We start from the raw sequence: 1,533 nt of genomic DNA on the forward strand, positions 1-1,533 counted from the left end.
TTCGACGCATCGTGATCCTCGGGGGAGACCAGGACGAATATGAATCGCTCGTTGCCTGCGGCAGCCCGCTGCAGGATCGCCACCCGTCAGAGCCCAGCGATTGCTTCCTCCAGCTCTACACGTCCGGCACGACTGGCCGGCCGAAGGGCGCGATGCTGACACAGAGCAGCCTCGCGGCGCACAACGAAGCCCTTCTGCCTGCCTATGGGATGGACGAGTCGACGGTCAACCTGGTCGCGATGCCCATGTTCCACGTCGGCGGTACCTGCTGGGCACTCGGCGGAATGTGCGCCGGGGGACGCACAGTCATCGCACGTGAGGTCATACCCGCCGACATCCTCAAGCTCGTGGTTGATGCCAACATCACCCACGCGTTCTTCGTGCCTGCCGTCATCCAGATGCTCCTCGCACAGGAGGGCGTTGCCGAGGCCACCAAGGGCCTGGAAGTCATTGGGTACGGCGGCTCGCCCATGCCGGGCCCCCTGATGGACGCAACCCTGAACGCATTGAGCACACCCCTCTACTCCGTCTACGGCATGACGGAGATGTCCGGCGTCTTCTGCGTGCTCGGCCCCGAAGAGCACCGAGACCTCGATCGTCAGCACCTTCGCGCATCCGCCGGGCGCCCCCTGACCGGCAACGAGGTACGCGTCGTCGACCCCAGCACGGGCAGCGACGTTCCGGTCGGCAAGGTCGGAGAGTTCTGGGTCAAGTCTGCGCAAACGATGGCCGGCTACTGGAACAAGCCGGAGGCAACCGATGAGGCCTTCGTCGATGGCTGGCTCCGGACTGGCGATGCCGGACGAATGGACCAGGACGGCTACCTGTTCATCGAGGATCGCGTCAAGGACATGGTGATCACCGGCGGCGAAAACGTGTACCCCGCGGAGGTCGAGCGAGTTCTGATCGAACATCCCGACATCGCAGAGGTGGCAGTCATCGGCGTACCGAGCGAGAAGTGGGGCGAGACCGTGCACGCGGTGATCACACCCCGAGGCTCGTCGACACCGGACGCGGCGGCACTCATCGCCTTTGCGCGCGAGCGCCTTGCGCACTACAAGTGCCCGACCGGCATCACGTTCGTCACCGAGCTGCCGCGAAACCCGACGGGCAAGGTCCTCAAGCGAGAACTCAAGTCGCTCGTTGCATGACCGGATGTGCGGTCAGTGGCGGTAGACTCCTGCACACAAGCATGAACCGTGCGACAAACAGAGGGGTACTTCTCGTGGTCAGTGGCGCAGGTCGATACAACGACATTCTAGACACTTTCACCCGCCACATCGCCGAGATCGGCTACGACGGGGTGAACTTCGGCCTCGTCGCCAACGAGCTCGGCGTCTCCAAGGGGACGATCGTTCACCACTTCGGCAGCAAGGACCGCATCCTTGCCGCCCTCCACGAGTCGTACATGACACGACGACTGGCAGAGCTGGACTACATCCTTGCCGAGCTCGACGACCCCGCCGAGCAGGTGGCAGCCGCCCTCCACGCGTTCCTGCTCTACCACGAGGTCGACCGGGCCGCGACGGTCGC

Annotated in this window: 2 protein-coding genes; both read left to right on the top strand. The window is 64.4% G+C overall.

Features of this window, described 5'->3' with window-relative positions:
* The first annotated feature begins 11 nt into the window (after window positions 1-11).
* Entirely contained in the window at window positions 12-1,151 is a 1,140-nt protein-coding gene (locus ACOADB_RS00930) for an AMP-binding protein (RefSeq protein WP_378596046.1), read from the top strand.
* 41 nt (window positions 1,152-1,192) lie between these two features.
* Window positions 1,193-1,533, top strand: a 341-nt coding sequence (locus ACOADB_RS00935; RefSeq protein WP_378596047.1) for a TetR/AcrR family transcriptional regulator, incomplete at its 3' end; no start/stop codon positions are given.

Source organism: Nocardioides sp. CPCC 206348 (assembly GCF_048654705.1).
Lineage (GTDB): Bacteria > Actinomycetota > Actinomycetes > Propionibacteriales > Nocardioidaceae > Nocardioides.